This window comes from Streptomyces sp. 4F14 (assembly GCF_048159485.1).
Taxonomy (GTDB): domain Bacteria; phylum Actinomycetota; class Actinomycetes; order Streptomycetales; family Streptomycetaceae; genus Streptomyces.
This window is the reverse complement of record NZ_JBLRVY010000001.1, coordinates 312,845-327,671: the sequence shown is the minus strand read 5'-3', so window position 1 is coordinate 327,671 and position 14,827 is coordinate 312,845. Positions and strand designations below refer to the sequence as shown.

The 14,827-nt window shown below is 70.5% G+C and carries 15 protein-coding genes and 2 pseudogenes; 10 read left to right on the top strand and 7 right to left on the bottom strand.

Annotated features, from left to right (window positions below):
- Positions 1-23: 23 nt before the first annotated feature.
- The gene (hisD, locus tag ACLZOT_RS01340; RefSeq protein ID WP_416966769.1) at positions 24-1,349 is read right to left on the bottom strand and encodes a histidinol dehydrogenase; all 1,326 of its coding nucleotides are present in this window, start codon (positions 1,347-1,349) and stop codon (positions 24-26) included.
- A gap of 127 nt (positions 1,350-1,476) precedes the next feature.
- Here hisD and ACLZOT_RS01335 point away from each other — a divergent pair, with 127 nt between their 5' ends.
- Positions 1,477-3,084 (top strand): PucR family transcriptional regulator, encoded by a 1,608-nt coding sequence (locus ACLZOT_RS01335; protein WP_416966768.1) that lies wholly within the window; start codon positions 1,477-1,479, stop codon positions 3,082-3,084.
- Between the two features lie 3 nt (positions 3,085-3,087).
- Here ACLZOT_RS01335 and ACLZOT_RS01330 read toward each other — a convergent pair whose 3' ends face one another.
- Positions 3,088-4,674 carry a GMC oxidoreductase gene (locus ACLZOT_RS01330; RefSeq protein ID WP_416966767.1) on the bottom strand — a complete coding sequence of 529 codons (1,587 nt, stop codon included), beginning with the start codon at positions 4,672-4,674 and terminating at the stop codon, positions 3,088-3,090.
- Here ACLZOT_RS01330 and ACLZOT_RS01325 point away from each other — a divergent pair.
- Both ACLZOT_RS01325 and ACLZOT_RS01320 read left to right on the top strand, forming a co-directional pair.
- Positions 4,673-5,576: pseudogene (locus tag ACLZOT_RS01325) on the top strand (GMC family oxidoreductase); the annotation flags it as partial. The gene ACLZOT_RS01330 and the pseudogene ACLZOT_RS01325 sit on opposite strands and share 2 nt — an antisense overlap.
- A 45-nt stretch (positions 5,577-5,621) precedes the next feature.
- The gene (locus ACLZOT_RS01320) at positions 5,622-6,209 is read left to right on the top strand and encodes a GMC oxidoreductase (RefSeq protein ID WP_416966957.1); all 588 of its coding nucleotides are present in this window, start codon (positions 5,622-5,624) and stop codon (positions 6,207-6,209) included.
- A 14-nt stretch (positions 6,210-6,223) separates the two neighbouring features.
- Here ACLZOT_RS01320 and ACLZOT_RS01315 read toward each other — a convergent pair whose 3' ends face one another.
- The gene (locus ACLZOT_RS01315) at positions 6,224-6,985 is read right to left on the bottom strand and encodes a DeoR/GlpR family DNA-binding transcription regulator (RefSeq protein ID WP_416966766.1); all 762 of its coding nucleotides are present in this window, start codon (positions 6,983-6,985) and stop codon (positions 6,224-6,226) included.
- A gap of 90 nt (positions 6,986-7,075) precedes the next feature.
- Between ACLZOT_RS01315 and ACLZOT_RS01310 the strand changes: the two genes are divergently transcribed.
- From ACLZOT_RS01310 to ACLZOT_RS01300, 3 genes are all read left to right on the top strand, one after another.
- The gene (locus tag ACLZOT_RS01310) at positions 7,076-8,314 is read left to right on the top strand and encodes an MFS transporter (protein WP_416966765.1); all 1,239 of its coding nucleotides are present in this window, start codon (positions 7,076-7,078) and stop codon (positions 8,312-8,314) included.
- Positions 8,315-8,419: 105 nt separating this feature from the next.
- A complete protein-coding gene (locus ACLZOT_RS01305; RefSeq protein ID WP_416966764.1) occupies positions 8,420-9,409 on the top strand; it encodes an LLM class flavin-dependent oxidoreductase in 990 nt (329 codons plus the stop codon).
- Between the two features lie 36 nt (positions 9,410-9,445).
- On the top strand, positions 9,446-10,057 hold the full coding sequence (locus ACLZOT_RS01300; RefSeq protein ID WP_416966763.1) for an HAD family hydrolase: 612 nt from the start codon (positions 9,446-9,448) through the stop codon (positions 10,055-10,057).
- A gap of 60 nt (positions 10,058-10,117) precedes the next feature.
- Here the strand turns inward: ACLZOT_RS01300 and ACLZOT_RS01295 are convergent, their stop codons facing one another.
- The gene (locus tag ACLZOT_RS01295; RefSeq protein WP_416966762.1) at positions 10,118-10,321 is read right to left on the bottom strand and encodes a PQQ-binding-like beta-propeller repeat protein; all 204 of its coding nucleotides are present in this window, start codon (positions 10,319-10,321) and stop codon (positions 10,118-10,120) included.
- A 78-nt stretch (positions 10,322-10,399) separates the two neighbouring features.
- Here ACLZOT_RS01295 and ACLZOT_RS01290 point away from each other — a divergent pair, with 78 nt between their 5' ends.
- A complete protein-coding gene (locus ACLZOT_RS01290; protein ID WP_416966761.1) occupies positions 10,400-10,879 on the top strand; it encodes a transposase in 480 nt (159 codons plus the stop codon).
- A gap of 300 nt (positions 10,880-11,179) precedes the next feature.
- On the opposite strand, the gene ACLZOT_RS01285 is transcribed toward ACLZOT_RS01290, so the two are convergent.
- The 3 genes and pseudogenes from ACLZOT_RS01285 to ACLZOT_RS01275 all read right to left on the bottom strand — a co-directional run.
- Positions 11,180-11,437 (bottom strand): Lrp/AsnC ligand binding domain-containing protein, encoded by a 258-nt coding sequence (locus tag ACLZOT_RS01285; protein WP_416966760.1) that lies wholly within the window; start codon positions 11,435-11,437, stop codon positions 11,180-11,182.
- A 356-nt stretch (positions 11,438-11,793) separates the two neighbouring features.
- Positions 11,794-12,324 carry an alpha-L-rhamnosidase C-terminal domain-containing protein gene (locus tag ACLZOT_RS01280; RefSeq protein ID WP_416966956.1) on the bottom strand — a complete coding sequence of 177 codons (531 nt, stop codon included), beginning with the start codon at positions 12,322-12,324 and terminating at the stop codon, positions 11,794-11,796.
- A pseudogene (locus tag ACLZOT_RS01275) lies at positions 12,322-13,230 on the bottom strand (alpha-L-rhamnosidase); the annotation flags it as partial. The pseudogene ACLZOT_RS01275 and the gene ACLZOT_RS01280, both read right to left, overlap by 3 nt.
- Before the next feature lie 154 nt (positions 13,231-13,384).
- Here ACLZOT_RS01275 and ACLZOT_RS01270 point away from each other — a divergent pair.
- From ACLZOT_RS01270 to ACLZOT_RS01260, 3 genes are read left to right on the top strand one after another with little or no spacing between them, the layout of a single operon-like run.
- On the top strand, positions 13,385-13,996 hold the full coding sequence (locus ACLZOT_RS01270) for a TetR/AcrR family transcriptional regulator (RefSeq protein WP_416966759.1): 612 nt from the start codon (positions 13,385-13,387) through the stop codon (positions 13,994-13,996).
- Between the two features lie 44 nt (positions 13,997-14,040).
- Positions 14,041-14,280 carry a hypothetical protein gene (locus tag ACLZOT_RS01265; protein ID WP_416966758.1) on the top strand — a complete coding sequence of 80 codons (240 nt, stop codon included), beginning with the start codon at positions 14,041-14,043 and terminating at the stop codon, positions 14,278-14,280.
- Positions 14,277-14,795 (top strand): DUF4158 domain-containing protein, encoded by a 519-nt coding sequence (locus ACLZOT_RS01260; RefSeq protein ID WP_416966757.1) that lies wholly within the window; start codon positions 14,277-14,279, stop codon positions 14,793-14,795. The genes ACLZOT_RS01265 and ACLZOT_RS01260 overlap by 4 nt, the downstream gene beginning before the upstream one ends.
- Positions 14,796-14,827 lie beyond the last annotated feature (32 nt).

Below are 14,827 nucleotides of genomic sequence, written 5' to 3'. Positions count from 1 at the left end.
AAGTCGCGATCCGGCATCGCGGATCAGCTCTGCTCAAAGGTGTGGTCGGTCCAGTCCAGCCGGGCCGATCCGTACCGCGCGGCGCGGACGTCACCGGAGCGCGCGTGTCCCTCGAAGTTCTCGATGCGTGAGGCCCTGCCGCAGATCTCGCCGAGCCGGGCACTGGACCCGGCGTCCCTGATCTCCTGGTAGGTCACGGTCTTGAGGTACTTGCCGACCCAGAGACCGCCGGTGTAGCGGGCCGCCCCCAGGGTGGGCAGCACGTGGTTGGTGCCGATCACCTTGTCGCCGTACGCGACGCAGGTCTTGTCCCCGAGGAACAGGGCGCCGTAGTTGCGCATCCGGTGCAGCGCCTCGCGGGGGTGGGCGGTGAGGATCTGGACGTGCTCGCTCGCGTACTCGTCGGCGAGTGCGTAGGCGGCGTCCAGGGTGGGGACGACGATCACCTCGCCGTGGTCGCGCCAGGCAGGACCGGCGACCCCGCCGGTGGGCAGGCCGGGCAGGAGCTTGTCCACCCAGGCGATGGTCTGTCTGCCCACCGGCTCGGAGGTGGTGATGAGGACGGCTGGTGAGTCGGGTCCGTGCTCGGCCTGGGAGAGCAGGTCCGTGGCCACCACGAACGGGTCCGCAGTCTCGTCGGCGACGATCAGCACCTCCGTCGGTCCGGCGAAGAGGTCGATGCCGACCTCGCCGAAGAGCTGGCGCTTGGCCTCCGCCACGTAGGCGTTGCCGGGGCCGGCGAGCATGTCGACCGCGTCGATCGTCTCGGTGCCCAGCGCGAGGGCGGCCACGGCCTGGACACCGCCCATGACGTAGATCTCGTCGGCCCCGGCCAGGTGCATCGCGGCGATGCTGACGGGCGGCGGGGCGCCCCGGTCCGGCGGGGTTGTCGCGGCGACCCGTTCGACACCGGCGACCTTGGCCGTCAGGACGGTCATGTGGGCCGACGCGGTGAGGGGGTAACGGCCGCCGGGCACATAGGCGCCGGCCGCGCCGATGGGGACGTTGCGCTGTCCCAGAAACACTCCGGGCAGCGTCTCCACCTCGAAGTCGGTGAGGGAGTCACGCTGCGCCCGGGCGAACCCTCGGACCTGCTTCTGGACGAACCGCAGGTCGTCAAGGACCGTCTCGGGGACGGAGGAGACGACGGAGGCGATCTGGTCGGGACCGAGCCGGTAGGACTCCGGCCCCCAGTCGTCGAACTTCTGCGACCAGCGGCGCACGGCGGCGTCGCCGTTCGCCCGTACGTCGGCGATCACGTCCGCGACGGTCTCGACGATTTCCGGACGGCTGGTCCGTGCCGTCTTCACGGCGACAGGAGCCTTGATGGTCTGGTGTTGGGCTGACACTCTGCACTCCTTGCACGGGGTCGTGCCTGCGGGCTTGCCCTGAAGTCTGGGGAAACGGGGGGTAGGGCGACAGGCGCAACGTGTGCAATATTGGGCGCCGGTCCTGCACACACCGAGGTCGTGGCTCATGGCTGAAGTCCTGACGGTTCGCGCCGTCCTGGAGTTGGAGGTGTTCACGCGCACCGTCGTGCGGGTGTACGCCGGGGAGAGGAATCTCGACCGTTCCGTGCGCTGGGTGCACACTGGCGAGATCCCGGACATCCACCGCTTTCTCACGGGTCAGGAGATGCTGCTGACCGCCGGCCTCGGCATGGGCGCGACCGCTCTTGAGCAGCGTGCCTTCATCCGACGGCTCGCTGACGCCCACGCGGCCGTCCTCGTCATCGAACTGGCCGGGCGCATGTTCGACTCCATGCCGAAGGCCGTGATCGAGGAGGCCGAGGCGGTCGGCCTGCCCCTGGTGGGACTCGCCGACGAGATCCCCTTCGTCGAAACGTCGGCCCAGGTCCACGAGGTCCTGGTCGGGATGCGCGTCAAGCAGTTGATCGCCGAGGAGGCCACCAGTCAGGCGTTCATGGATCTGCTCCTGGCGGACGAGGACTACGTCGGCGTCGTCCGGGAGCTGGCCCGGCGCACCGGGCACCCCGTGGTTCTGGAGGACGTCGCCCACCAGATGCTGGCGTACGGCGGCGCGACGCCGGCCGCCGACCGGGTCGTGGACGAGTGGAGTGCGCACTCCCGGGCGATCCACGAACGCCACCCCTCGCTCCTGGCACAGGGCCCCGAGGTTCCGACCGCCTCGGCGGCATCGTTTCGCGAGGTCGCGCCGTGCGCCCGCCAGCCCGTGGTGCTTCGGGGTGAGTCCTGGGGGTGGCTCCACCTTCTGCACGGCGGACGGCAGCCGAGCCCGCCCGAACTGCGCACGCTGGAGCGTGCCGCCGCGGCCGTGGCAATCTCACTCCTGAGCGAGCGGGAGAGCGGCGCCCGCGCCTCCCAGCGCCAGACGGCACTGCTCAACCGGCTGCTGCTCGGTGACATCACGGGAGAGCGGTTCGTGGTCCTCAGCCTGGCGCTCGGTCAGGACCTGCGCGGACGGGAACTCATCGTCGTCACGGCATGGGCGGGGAACGAGGAGCCCGACAAGGACCACCTCCTCGCCCGCCTGCTGCAGGAGGCCGGGTGGCCGGCCGTCGTGGGCGACACCGGGGACTTCGACGTGGCGGTCGTGGGCCTGCCCACCCGCACGGACGCCGGCCATGTCCAGACCCTGTTGGCCGATCACGGGGTACGGGCCGGCATCAGCCGGATCGTGGAGCCGGCGGCCCTTCCGCTGGCGCTGCGCCAGAGCCGCAGCGCGGCCTCCGTCGCGGCGGCCGCCTCGACCGCGGAAGTACGTCATTTCGACGACCTGGGGGCTCTGCGCCTCCTCGTCGCCCTCTCCGAAGGTCCCGAGCTCAGACGTTACGTCGAGGACGAACTCGGTTTGCTCCTGGAGCACGACGCCCTGGTGAAGAACCCTCTGCTGCCCACCCTGCGCGCGTTCCTCGACTGCGGTGGCAACAAGGCGCGGGCGGCAGAGGAGCTGTTCATCCAGCGCCGCACGCTCTACCACCGCCTCGACAAGCTCGCCGAGATCCTCGGCCTCGACCTCACCCAGGTCAGCAACCAGCAGCGGCTGCAACTGGCCGTGCGCGGGCACGACTTGCTGCGCAAACCGACGCTGCGGCGGACCTGACCGCTACGACGCCTTCGTCGCCCTCGCAAGGGAGGGGGCGATCCGCAGGGCGTTCGCGCCGATCGTCAGGGCTGGGTTCAGCGCCGCCGAGGACGGGAAGAACGACGAGTCGGCCAGCCAGAGGTTCTCGACGTCATGGCTGCGGCAGAGCGGATCGAGCACGCTGCGTGCCGGGTCGTGACCCGCGACAGCCGTTCCGCACATGTGGGAGTTGGTCTCGATGCCCATGCGCTGGGTGAAGATCAGCGGATAGCCGGCCCTGCGGACCGCACGGGTCACCCGGCGCACGAGTTCGTGGTGCGGGGCGAGGTTGGTCGGCGTCCAGTCGATGAGAATGCGGTCGCCGTCCACCCGGACCCGGTTGTCCCGGGACGGAAGGTCCTCGGTCGTCAGGTAGATGTCGAGGCTCCGGGCCGCCATCAGCTTCAGGGCCCAGGTCGGCGCCCACGGACGCGCCGGCTTCAGCATGGGCGCCTGGAGCTTGCCCAGCATCTGGAGGTTCCCGAGCGGGAAGCGCGTCCCCGGTCCGGCCTCGTAGAAGTCGTTCAGGCCGACCGTCTTCTGCCACTTCGTGGGGTTGGTCCGCAGCGGGTTCACCCCGACGAAGAACGTGCTGTTGTGGACCATGTAGTTGCGGCCCAGCAGCCCCGAGGAGTTGGCGAGCCCCTGGGGGTGCGCGTCGCCGCCCGAACGCAGCAGCAGGGCGGCCGAGTTGACGGCACCTCCGGCGAGGGCGAAGGACTTGGCGTTGATCCGGAGGGTACGGCCCTCGTGCCGTGCCTCGGCGGCGACCACCTTGCGGCCGTCGGGCGAGGTGATCAGACGGGTGATCTCCGCACCCGTGAGGATCTTGACGCCGTCGCTCAGCGCGGGCAGCAGGAGCCGGTTCTCGGCGTCGGACTTCATCCCGGTCTCGTCCGGACAGCCGTCGGCGGTCGTCACGGCGGCGCGGTCGGCCTGCGTGCTGATGTTCAGGGCGTTCGGGGTGTGGAACGGGTGCAGGCCCTGCCTGCGCAGCGACCGGGAGAAACGCTCGATCTCCGGTTCGTGCTGGAGCGCCGGATAGGGGTACGGCTTGGAGCGGGGCGGCTCGGTCGGGTCCTCACCGGTCTGCCCGTGCACCTGGAGCAACTCCTCCATGGCGGTGTAGAAGGGCTCCAGGTCGTCGTACGAGAAAGGCCATGCCTGCGAGACACCCTCGTGGTGTTCGACCTCGGTGAAGTCGCTGCGCCGGAATCGGGGCAGCATCGCGCCGTAGAAACGGGTGTTGCCGCCCACCCAGTAATAGACGCCCGGTGCGAACGGCTTGCCGTTGCTGCCGTCGTACCAATAACCGGCGTTCTTGTACCGGCCCTTGATGTACATCTCGGCCGGCTGCGAGTTCTCGGGTTCACAAGGGAGGAAACGGCCCCGTTCCACGACGAGTACGTCGAGACCGGAGTCCTTCAGTGCCCAGGCCAGCGAGGACCCGCCCATGCCGGATCCGATGATCAGGACGTCGGCGCTGATCTCCTCGGCGGTACCGGCTGAGACGAGGGCGTCGGGCCGAAGCCCCGGAGGCGTGTAATCCTGACGGACCGGGTCGGACATGAGTCGGGGTCCCCTCTTTGCCATGGTGTTTCGAAGAGATCCTAAGCAGCGGCCCGGATGCAGCACATGCACGGAATGGGTAACGAATGGCGCCCCAAGTGCGCACTTCGTTCATGGGTCGAGGATGCCCGGCGTCCCTAGCCTCTCCAGGGGCGACACGCGCCGATCAGGGCGACCGGACTTCCGCGGAGGCTCAATGGACAGGGAATCGTTTGACTACGTCGCCGTCGGGGCCGGCTCGGCGGACTGCGCTGTAGCGGCCCGGCTGTCCGAGGATCCCGACGTCACGGTCGCGCTGATCGAGGCCGGGCTGCCGGCCACGGGCCGGCTCTTCGAGATGCCCGCCCCATTCTCGCAGCAGCTCAAGACGGCGTTCGACCGGGACTTCGAGACGGAACCCGAGCCGCAGCTCGGCGGACGCCGTGCCTACCTGCCCCGCGGCCGGGCGATCGGCGGCACCAGCTCGATGAACACGATGCTGTACGTCCGCGGCCACCGCTACGACTACGACACCTGGGAGCGGCTCGGCAACCCGGGCTGGGGGTACGACGACGTACTGCCGTTCTTCGAGAAGTCCGAGGACAATGAGCGCGGGGCGGACGACTTCCACGGTGTTGGCGGCCCCCTCACGGTCAGCAACCCCAACTCCGTCCACCCTCTGCTGACGGCATGGGTCGAGGCGGCTCAGGACACGGGCCACAAGTTCAACGCGGACTTCAACGGAGTCGACCAGGAGGGCGTGGGCCACCACCAGCTCGCGGGCCAGCGGCCTCGAGGTCGACCGCCTCGGGACCGTGGGGACGATCCATGTCGGCCGGGAGATCGCGTTGTCCCTCGGCGCGTACAACTCGCCCCATCTGCTGCTCCAGTCCGGCGTGGGGCCGGCCGAGGAGCTGACCGCGGGTGGGATCACCCCGTTGCACGACCTGCCGGACGTGGGCAGGAACATGCAGGATCACACCGGGTGCTTCATCAGCTTCTTCAGCGACACCGAACCGCTCCTGGGACCGGACACCTCCGAGGAGGAGCGGCTCCTGCGCCGACAGGGCACCGGCCCGATGGCGTGGAACGAGACCGGCGGCTTCTTCAGCTCCGGCGACGGCGTCCCCGTTCCGGACATCCAGGTGCACGCCGCGCTGGGCATCGTCCGCGACGAGGGCCTCGCCGCGCCCCTTGAGCCCGGCATGTCGTTCGGCCCGTATGTCGCACGACCCGCGAGCCGCGGCTCGGTACGGCTGCGCCACTCGCACCTTCGGACCTGCACGGGGCCGCCGACGCCGGGCTCGCCCCGGTGTCGGACCGCGACCAGGACATCGACGACTTCATCCGCACGCAGTCGTTCTCCTTACTACCACCCGTCGGGCACCTGCATGATGGGCAAGGTCGTCGACCACGAGCTCCGGGTGCGCGGGCTGGAGAACGTCCGGGTGGCGGACACGTCGATCATGCCGACGCTCGTCACCGGGAACACCCATGCTCCCGCCATCATGATCGGTGAGAGGGCCGCCTCGTTCATCCGTGCGTCAACGGGCTGACGCCCGCGCCGAGATCACACGGTCCGGACGACGGTTCCGCCCGCTTCAAGTGCGGTGACCTCGTCCGCGGCCGCGGACGCGTCGGTGACGAGGGTGTGCACCAGGGCGGCGGGGCCGACGTGGGCGTAGGCGGTGTGGCCGAGCTTGCTGCCATCGGCGGCGGCGATGACGCGGCGGGAGGAGGCGATGGCCGCCTTCTTCACCGCGGCGTCGTCGAGGTCATAGGCGGTCAGCCCGTCGGCCGCGGTCAGGCCGCAGCAACCGACGACCGCGGTGTCGAAGCGCAAGGCGGCCAGGGACGCGAGGGTGAGGGGGCCGGTGAGGGCTCCTTCCGCGGCGCGTGGCTGGCCGCCGGGCACGACCAGGGTGGCCGGGCCGGGTGCCTCCGCGAGCACATGGACGGCCTGGAGGGACAGCGGCATCACGGTGACGGGCCGCTCGCGCAGAAGACGGGCCACCTCCAGACAGGTGGTGCCGCTGTCCAGCAGGACGCTCTCACCGTCGGCGATGAGCGCGGAGATCTCGGCGGCGATCCGGCGTTTGGCGTCGACCGCCTCGTGGGCGCGCAACCCGAAGGGGGGCTCCGCGCCCCGGAGCAGCAGGGTACGGGCCCCACCCCGGACGCGTTCGAGGACACCCTGGGCGGCGAGGGTGTCGAGGTCGCGCCGGATGGTCATCTCCGAGGCGCCGGTCAGCTCCGCGAGTTCCTGGACCGTGGCACCCCCGGAATCCCTGACCACCTTCGCGATCAGCCGGTGCCGGTCTGCGTTGTTCATACCGCGATTGAACACCACCGTGAAATGAACAACAACACTGTTCGTTACCGTGATTTCCGAACGCTAGAAATGTTCGCTACGCTGTTCGGTATGGAACGTTCCCTACGAGCCGCCCGCGTGGCGACCTACGTCTACTTCGTCCTGTGCGGCACCTTGATGGGCACCTGGGTGGTGCACATCCCCGCGATCGAGGAACGCGTCGGCATCAGTCACGCCACGCTCGGCGGCCTACTGGTGGTGCTCGGGGTCGGAGCCTTCGTGGGCATGCAGGTGGCGGGTCCGCTGACCGACCGCCTCGGCACCCGCACCGTGGTACCCACCGGCGGTGCACTGTGCGGCACGACTCTGTTCCTGCCCGGCCTCGCCCAGGACCTGTGGACGCTCGCCGCCGCGCTGCTGGTCTTCGGATTCTGCAACGGCTGCCTGGACGTGAGCATGAACGCCCATGCCGTGCACGTGGAGAAGGCGTACGGCCGACCCGTCATGTCCGGCTTCCACGCCACGTTCTCCGTCGGCGGTGTCCTCGCCGCGCTCGCCGGAGCGGGGGCGGCTGGCATCGGCCTGAACCCGGCCGTGACCATGGCCGTCATGGGTGCCGTGGGAGTCATGGTCGCCCTGGCCGCGAAACGTGCCCTGCTGCCGGCCGCTCCCGCCGTCGGGCGCCCCGGCTCCGCGAAGGAGACCGGCGCGTCACCGGCCGTCGCACGCCGCGGCAGCACGGGCAGGGTCTGGCTGCTGGCGGTCCTTGCGCTGATGGTCATGCTGTGCGAGGGCGCGGCCAACGACTGGAGCGCCCTGCACCTCAAGGACGCCCTGGGTGCGCCCGCCAGTACGGCGGCCTTCGCGTACGGCACCTTCGCCGCGGCCATGACCGGCGGCCGACTGCTCGCCGACCGCTTCGCCGCCCGGTTCGGTCCTTCGGCGATCCTGCGGTACGGCGCGGCCACGGCCGCCGTCGGCATCACCCTCGTGATCCTCTGCCCCTGGATGACGGCCGTGTTCATCGGCTGGGCGCTCTTCGGCCTGGGTCTGTCCGGCTGCATCCCGCAGTTGTTCAGCGCGGCCGGGCATGTCGACCCCTCCGCAGCCGGGGCCAACGTCTCCCGTGTCGCCGGGCTCGGCTACGTCGGCATGCTCGCCGGCCCCGCCGTGATCGGCTGGCTGACCCAACTCGTCGCCCTCAACCACGCATTCGTCCTGTTGACCCTGCTGTGCGTGACCACCGCCGTGGGCGCCGGCGTCCTGCGCACCGACCCCGTCGTCGTCCGCCGGAGCGAGAGGCCGGACGACCGCACCCGCGAGCGCGAGACGGCAGCCAACACCCACTGACCGCTTGTGCGGCACGGTCCCTGACAACCGTGCCGCACAAGCCCCTATCTTCCCGCTCGTCACGGACCGGGGAGGGAAGACCTCAGCCGACCGAAGGAGTCCCCGATGTCCGAGTCCCCCGCAGTGCCCGCCCGCGGCAGCGTCGGTGTCATGCTGCCGCTCGACCTCCCCGTCGGCAAGGTGCTGCCCTATGTGCGGCGTGCCGAGGAGCTGGGGTTCGACCAGGTCTGGGTTGTGGAGGACCTCGGCTGGCGCGGTGGTGTCGCCCAGGCGGCCACCGTCCTGGCCGCCACCACGAACCTCACTGTCGGGATCGGCATCATGCCCGCCGGCGCCCGCAACGTGGCCTTCGCCGCGATGGAGCTGGCCACCCTCGCCCAGCTCCACCCCGGCCGGATCGTCGCAGGCATCGGCCACGGCATGCCCGCCTGGATGCGTCAGGTCGGGTCCTGGCCCACCAGCCCCCTGACGCTCATCAAGGAGTACGCGAGAGCACTCCGCCTGCTCATCGCCGGCAAGCCGGGTCCCGAGAACGGCCGGTACGTACGCTGCGAGGGCGTCGTCCTGACCGAGGTCCCCGACATCGTCCCCCCGGTGATTCTCGGCGTCCGCGGCCCCAAGTCGCAGGCCGTCGCGGGCGAGGTCGCCGACGGCCTCCTTCTGGCCGAGCCCGCCGCACCCGGCTACATCAGCGCCTCCCTGCGCAACCTGGGCTCCGCCGCCGCGAACTCACCGCAGATCGTCGCCTACGACGCCGCCGCCGTGGACGACGACGAGGAAGCCGCCCTGGCCCGTGTCCGCGCGGTCCTGGAGTCGGTCGGTGAGCCGCAGTGGGCCGCACACATCGACCCCCTGCCCTTCGCCGAGGAACTGCGCGCACACCGCGCCGCCAGCCCCGACGCCCGGCACTTCGCCCAGACGATGCCCGCCGACTGGGTCCGTCAGCTGAGCATCGCCGGCACCCCCGCCCAGGCCCGCGCGGCGATCGACGCCCGCCACGCCGCCGGCGCGACCAGCGTCGTGCTCGCCCCGGCGGGCCCCGACCGCCTGGCCGCACTGGACTCACTCGCCCGCGCTCTGCCCGACCGGCGCTGAACCGAACGCCCCGCAACCGCAAGGAAAGCGATCCACATGATCACCGACCGCCACCGCATCGTGCTTTTCGACCTCTTCGGGGTCATCGCCCGCCATCAACGACCGGGCGCTCTGGAGAAAATGGCCGCCCGCTGCCACACCTCCGGCGACGCCTTCACCACGGCTTACTGGACCCACCGCCCGCCCTACGACGCTGGCCGGCAGACCGCGTCCGCGTACTGGACCGACGTCCTGCACGCGCTGTCCTGCCCCGCCGACGCCGACATGATCGAGGAGCTGCGGCTCACCGACATCGACAGCTGGTCCCGCGTCGACGACCGCATGGTCACCTACGTGCGGAACCTGCGGGACCGCGTCCGGGTCGCCCTGCTGTCCAACATCCCCGCCGACCACGCGGACGCCTTCCTCGCTGCACAGCCCTGGCTCCATGATCTCGACCACCTCGCCTTCTCCGGAAGAATCGGTGCCGCCAAGCCCGACCCGGCCGCCTTCCAGTACTCCGTCGTCGCCCTGCGGTCCGCACCCGCCGACTTCCTCTTCGTCGACGACCGCGAGGAGAACGTCCGCGCGGCGCAGGCGGTCGGCATGAACGGGCACGTCTTCCAGAGCCAGGACGACCTCGCGGCCGCCGTCGACGCGTGGCTGTGAACCCGATGAGCGGCGCTTGCCGCCTCTCGTCGAACCCGGACGTCCTCGCCACGAGGAACACTAGGCGGGGTGGTCCTCGGTGGTGGTGTTGAGGGCGTAGAGGCTGTTGTCCTCGCTGCCGATGTACACCACGTTGTCGACGACGACTGGTGATGATCCGACCTTGGCGCTGGTGGCGTACGCCCATTTCCTGTTTCCGGTGGCGGAGTCCAGAGCGTAGACGTTTGTCTCGTCGCTGCCGATGTGGACGACCCCGTCGGCCACGGCTGGAGACGACCTGATGTGGTGCCGATGGCGTAGGCCCACTTCCTTTTCCCGGCGGCGGCGTCCAGGGCGAACACGGTGGATCCGCGTCCTGGCCGGCAGGCTGTCGCCATCTGCCCCCAGGGACAGCGCAGCGTCCGCTGGAAGCCGCACCAACAGCAGCGGACCGGCCACTGGCAGTCCAACGTGTTTTTCGAACGCCATGACTGTGCCGCCTGCCCAGTGCGGTCGAAATGCACTCGCGCGAAGACCGAGCCACGCAAACTCGCCCTGGTCCCGCGCGAGGAACACGAAGCGATCCGCGCCCGGCGGCAGCTCCAGAAAACCGACCAGTGGCAGCGGCGTTACGCCACCCGCGCCGGCGTCGAAGGGACCATCGGCCAAGGACTCCGCCGCTGCGGCCTGCGCAGAAGCCGCTACACCGGCCTGGACAAGACCCGTCTCCAGCACATACTCACCGCCACGGCCCTCAACCTCATCAGCACGGACGTCTGGCTGACCCAGACCCCGCCGGCCAAGACCAGGACCTCTGGCTTCGCGCGCCTTCGCCCTGCATAGCGCACCGTCGAATTCGCCAACGGTGTCCCTCATGGGACACGACCCGGCTGGCCACAACGCACTCAGCCCGTCGCCCCTCCGGCAAAGCACGGAATGTCAGCGGGAGGCAGGTCCGGGCGCATCCGGTGCCAGCGCGCCGGGTGACGCCAGCGCCGTCGCGGGCCGACGCGGTGCGGGAGGTGCCAGGTCAATCTCGTCGACGACTTCGGCCGCTGCTTCGTGGACACGACGGAAGGCCGCGCGCCCGGCGGCGCCGCTCAAGCTCGAGGCTGACGTCCCCCAAAGCACCTCCGAAGCTCGTCACGAATCGTCCGTCGCCAGTCGATGTAGGAGAAGAGACATGCGGCGGGGGATGACCTCGGTCGTCGCGATCGAGGTGCTGCTGCGTTGCACACCGGGCGCCAACTGCACGCTCTGCGTGATCCGGTGCAAATCAGCGGTGTCGCGCGCGACTACTCGGAGCATGAGATCTGCATCTCCCGTCGTGGTGTGCGCTTCGATGACCTCTGGAATGGCGCCGATCGCCGCACAGACCGAGTCGATCTGCTGCTGCGACACGGACAGAGTCACGAAGGCGAGTAGGGGTAGGCCGATTGCTGCTGGGGAGAGAGGGTCGCTGGGTGTGCCCAGCGACCCACCGTCGCGGAGCCTCTTCAGGCGCGCGTGCACCGTGTTCCGCGACACCCCCGTCCGGGCGTCAACCGCATCAAGGCTATGCATATGACGGAGGTTTCCCCGAGATGCGGAGTGTGTTGACAGAGGGTCAGATGGTTCTCATGAGCCCATCGGATCACCTGCGGTGACGCCCGTTCCGTGCTGAAAATTGGGGTGGTTGCTGCCTGGTGAGGCCGTTTCCTCTGGCATCTGCGAGATCGTTCATGAGCCCTACCGGCCCCGGCCCGTCGGCACTCCGCTCACGGGCCGCCCCGACACGCCTCTGGAGAGATCAATTTTCGGATGAGCGCGTCGAGGAAGGTGTCGCCGTTCGGGAGCATCGCAGCGACGGTGCGCAGGGTCGTGCCGGTCGCGCCGCCGGAGCCGCTGTCGATGAAAGCGGCGGCCTCGGGGACGTAGGAGATGAGCAGGTCCTTGAAGACGGCGGCGGCGTCCTCGTGGGTGAGGAGGTCGTCGACCGTCATGTCCAGGGACAGCGGCGGGAGTTCGGGGGCGGCGGTGGTGAAGGGGAGGGTCCAGGTGTGACGGCCGGAGCCGGCCTCGACGGTGGTGCCGCTGCCCGGCAGGAGGACGTCGGCGGTGGTGTTCGGGGGGACCAGGGCCTCGACGGTGAGCCGGTCGCCGGCCAGGGACCAGGACACCTCCGCGGCGCCGTACGGGGTGAGCAGCTTCGCCCCGGCGTGGGTGAGGCCGCCGCCGGGCCGCGGCGCGATCCGCAGGCGGCGGTAGCCGGGGGCCGCGGGGGCGAGGCCGGCGACCGTGCGGTGCAGCCAGTCGGCGACGGCACCGAGCGCGTAGTGGTTGAAGGAGGTCATGCCGCTGGGGTTGACGGTGCCGTCGGGCAGGAGGCTGTCCCAGCGTTCCCAGATCGTGGTGGCGCCCATGGTGACGGGGTAGAGCCAGGACGGGCACTCCCGCTGGAGCAGCAGCCGGTACGCCGTGTCGAGGTGCCCGGCGTCGGCGAGGGCGTCGCAGATCAGCGGGGTGCCGACGAAGCCGGTGGCGATCTTGTGGCCGCCCGCCCGCACGAGCTGGGCGAGCCGGTCGCCGGCGTGCGCGCGCTGGGCGGCGTCGGCCAGGAGGCCGAAGCGCAGGGCGAGGGCGTACGCGGTCGGCGCGTCGGACATCATGCGGCCCGCGCCGGTGACGTACTCCGCCTGGAACGCGGCGCGGACCTCGGCGGCGAGCGTGCGGTAGCGCTCGGCGTCCTCGGTCTCGCCGAGGATCCCGGCGGTGCGGGCCAGGATGTCCGCGGAGCGGGCGAAGCAGGCGGTGGCGACCAGTTCGCCCGGGGTGGCGGCGGCGTCCGGGCGTCCGGCGGGGGCGGTGGGGTCGAGCCAGTCGCCGAACTGGAAGCCGCTGTCCCACAGCCGGTTCGCGCCGGCGAGGGACGTCTCGTGGTCGACCCAGGCGCGCATGGAGTCGTACTGGGCGGCGAGGACTCCGGTGTCGCCGTAGCGCTCATACAGCACCCACGGCACGACGGTCGCGGCGTCGCCCCAGGCGGCGGTGGGGGTGTCGGCGCCGGGGACGGCCTTGGGGACGACGAAGGGGACGACGCCGCTCTCGCCCTGTTCGGCGGCGAGGTCCGCGAGCCAGGAGGTGAGGAAGCCCGAACTGTCGTAGAGGTAGGCGGCGGTGGGTGAGAAGACCTGGATGTCGCCGGTCCAGCCGGGGTGTTCGTCCTGGTCCCCCGGTCTCGTACGGCGCCGGACGCCGGGGCGGGGAAGGCGCCCGCCTGAGAGGGCCGTACGGACCCCGCCTCACCGTCATGATCATCGGCCACGCCCCGGCGTCCGGACGGCACGCGGTGTGAAGTACGGTCGGAGCGTGACGACACCGCGCAAGCCCCGTGGCCCCTACCGCAAGGGGCTGGAACGCCGTCAGCAGATCCTGCGCGCGGCGCTGGAGGTCTACAGCGAGCACGGTGAGCGCGGTTCGTCGCTCAAGGAGATCGCCGACCGGGTGGGCATGTCCCAGGCGGGTGTCCTGCACTACTTCGACTCCCGCGAGGAACTCCTGGTGGCCGTCCTGGCCGAGCGGGACGCGGTGGACGTCGAGGCGACCTCCGCGGTGACGACACCGGGCGAGGCCGTCGCCCTCACCGCGGCCCACAACACGCGCCAGCGCGGACTGGTCGACCTCTTCGTCACCCTGTCCGCGGCGGCGTCCGACCCCGAGCACCCGGCGCACGCGTTCTTCACCCGCCGCTACACGGACCTGACCCGGCAGATCGAGCACGGCCTGCGCACGGCCCAGGAGCAGGACGGGGCCCGTACGGACGTCTCCGCCCGCCACATGGCGCGCATGCTGATCGCCCTGTCGGACGGGCTCCAGTTGCAGTGGCTGCTGGAACCGGACGTCGACATGGAGGGGACCATCCGGGCGTTCAACCAGATGTGCCTGCCCAGTTCGTCGGCCTCCGACGAGACGGCCCGCTGAGCCCCTCCACTCTCCCCTGCGCCCCCGTCACAGCAGCCACAGCCATGCCGGACATCTCCGCCGAGGACTCCGTAGGCACAGTCGTCGCCGAGGCGGCCTGCGGGCTCGGCGGCCTGGACACGCTGGTCAACGCGGCCTGCGCGCCCCGCCGGTCGATCACCTCACCTAGGAGCGGGCAGCGTCGCACCGGGTGGCCGTCGGGCTGTCGCGTACCTCATACGGGTGAACAGATAGTCGCACTGCTGCGGCAGTTGAAGCCGGGCCGGGACGGTTGGCGACCGTGACACGGGCGCAGACGGACCTTGATGAGCTGGTTGAGCACTGGACACTGGTGAAGGACGAGCAGGCGCTTGTGGCGGGCAAGCGCGGTGCGACGCGGCTGGGCTTCATCGTCCTGTGGAAGTTCTCCACGCAGAACGGACGGTTTCCCCGGGGCCGGTTCGAGCTGTCGGGCGAGGCAGTGGAGTTCGTCGCGCGGCAGGTGCGTCTGGAACTGCTGGCCCGCTGTCGTACGGAGAGCATCGAGCGAGTAGTGGCTCCGGCGGCCGGCGCCGACCAGGATGACGACGGAAGCGCGATCGCCTACGGCAAGGGCGGGGAGATCGCCTCGAACCGGCGCGACGAGCAGGAGGGGGCCGACCCGCTCGCCCCCTTCGACCGGCGAGGTCCGACCCCTCTGTTCTGGTCGCGCGTCCGGCCCTACGGTGAGGTGAACCTCGACATGTACAGCCGCCTCGGCCTCGCATCGGCGACCGTTCCCGGCCCCCGGGCAGCCACGCCGGCACCTCGCGTGGTGTGACACCGAAGCGTGGCAGCCGAAGAGGGAGAGTC